Annotated in this window: 1 protein-coding gene; it reads left to right on the top strand. The window is 62.6% G+C overall.

Annotated features, from left to right (window positions below):
- Positions 1-2,408, top strand: a 2,408-nt coding sequence (locus AC1DJT_RS36115) for a multicopper oxidase domain-containing protein (protein ID WP_476835996.1), incomplete at its 5' end; no start/stop codon positions are given.
- Positions 2,409-2,449 lie beyond the last annotated feature (41 nt).

The raw sequence follows: 2,449 nt of genomic DNA, 5'->3' as shown, positions 1-2,449 counted from the left end.
GTATGTATCTCTCGCGCGAGACCACTGGCATCCGGTTGAAGGAAGCTGAGAGGGCTCTGGAGAACCGGCTCGATATCGTGAAGGCCCTTTCGGTGGGGCAGATCACCAAACGTGACCTGTTGCGGTGGGKATACTTTACCGCCGGCGGATTGTTGGTCGCGAAAAATGGGCTCAGCCCCTTCGCCAAGAGCGCATATGCCCAGGTGCCGACCGGTGCCCCGCGCAGCCCGAACTTCGGCGCTGTCAAATTCCATGACCCGATGCCGCGGCCAGACGTCCAGAAGCCGGTTCCGCTTCAGCGCCTGTCGAATGGCGATGCGGCCTGGCAGTTTGCTGGGGGAGGCCAGGAACTGCCGGCGAAGAACTTTTCCTACCATACCGATTTCAGCAACTCCGGCGGTGCGGCCTATCGCAACCCGGTCACCTGGGTTGGACCGATGGAAGGGCGCCCGCCCGGCGAGTTCTTCGCGCATCAGCGCTGGGAGGAACTCTATCCGAAAAAGGGCTACCTATTGTCCCTCGGGCAGATTGGCACGGGCAGCCGCTATTGCGGGGAAATGCCCGAGCAGGACGCGACTGCGATGTGGACCTTCGGTCCGCGCCAGCCCRGACAGGCGGGGAGCAAGGACGGCCTGCGCACGGGCCTCGGCCGTCCGATCCTAATCAAGGCACGTTATGGCGAACCGGTTCTGAGCCGGATCTACAATGATCTCCCGGTCGACCGGACCAAGAACGGCGGCTTCGGACGGAACGAGATCTCGATCCATTTCCACAACGCCCATAACGGCGCCGAAAGCGATGGTGCCTGCAACGCCTATCATTTCCCCGGAACCTTCTATGATTATCACTGGGGCATGGCGATGGCCCGGCGCGACATGCCGAGCCTGTGGCCGACGKGCGATCGCGACTATTCGCGCAAATGCTCGGGGCCCGACGATGACGAAGGCTATGTCCCGGTCGCCGGCGACTACCGGGAGATCCAGGGCAGCCTCTGGTTCCACGATCACCGCTTCTTCTTCACCGCCGAGAATGTGCACAAGGGCATCTTCGCGCTCTGCAACATCTATAGCGGGCCCGACAGGGGGCGCGAGGATCTCAATGACGGCATCAACCTGCGGCTGCCGAGCGGCTCGCAGCTGAAATGGGGTAATCTCGATTTCGACGTGAATCTCGCGATCTCGAATCCCGCCTTCGATGCCAGGGGCCAGTGCCGCTTCGATATCTTCGATACCGATGGTTTCCTCGGCGACATGCTCTGCGTCAACGGTGCCTATTATCCCTATTTCGAGGTGCTGCCGCGACGCTACCGCTTCCGCATCCTGAACGCCGCCATGGCCCGCTTCGTCAAGCTTGCGCTTGCGGTCAACAAGAGCAGGCGCTTTTCCCAGGGCACGAAGGTGCCCTTCTATTTCATCGCCAATGACGGCAACCTGGTGGTCAATCCGATTCTGCTGACCGAGACCGACGAGATGGGCGTGGCAGAGCGCTACGATATCGTCGTCGATTTCTCCGCCTTTGCGCCGGGCGACAGCGTCTACATCATGAACCTGCTGGAACAGACCGACGGGCGAAAGCCCAAGGGCGCCGTCTCGATCGAGAAGGCGTTCAAGGGACGGGACGATGACCCGTGCGTCGGCCCCATCCTTGAGTTCAGGGTCGTGAGCCAGGTCCAGAGCGTCGACAATCCCGGCAAGGTCTACAATGCCAGCAACCCGCTCGATGCCGATCGCAGTGCCAATTTCGCCGATCCCGACTGGAAATCAGGGGTCAAGACGCTGACCACGCAGATCCCGATCGTGGCCCCGGTGCGTGAGCGGGTGATCGAGTTCGGCAGGTCGGGAGAGGGGGATTCACGCGCTACGGCGGACGGGCAGTGCATACCCGAATGCGGAGACATCAAGTCCTTCCCCTGGACGATCAAGATCAACGGCGAGAAGGCGCATTCGCTCAACGCCAACCGCATCTCCCTGCTGATGCCCAAGCCGGGCGAGGTGGAGCATTGGACCCTGATCAATGGCGGGGGCGGCTGGGACCATCCCATCCACCTCCACTTCGAGGAGGGCGTCACCATGGACCGGGGCAGCGCGCCCATTCCCGCAACGGAGCGGCTCGTCCGCAAGGATGTCTGGCGCTTGCGGCCGTCCGGGAGGGTGAGGTTCCAGGTGCGGTTCGGGGAGTTCGGTGGCGCCTATGTCAGCCATTGCCACAACACCACCCATGAGGATTTCGCGATGCTGCTGCGCTACCAGCTGCAGACACCGCCCCCCGGCGACCCGGACTACAAGGGGCAACCACAGTACCAGGTGACGATGACGCCGATCCCGACACCGAACGGTGTCGTCTGGAAACAGCCCGAGGTTCTGCCCGAGGGCGACCCGAACAAACTTAGGGTCGCAACGCGCAGCTGACGCTGTGCAGCTTTCGACGCCGGGCAGGCTCAGCTCTGCCC

It is taken from the genome of Allobosea sp. 05T422_2, from assembly GCF_056396265.1.
This window is presented reverse-complemented; position numbering and strand designations above follow the sequence as displayed.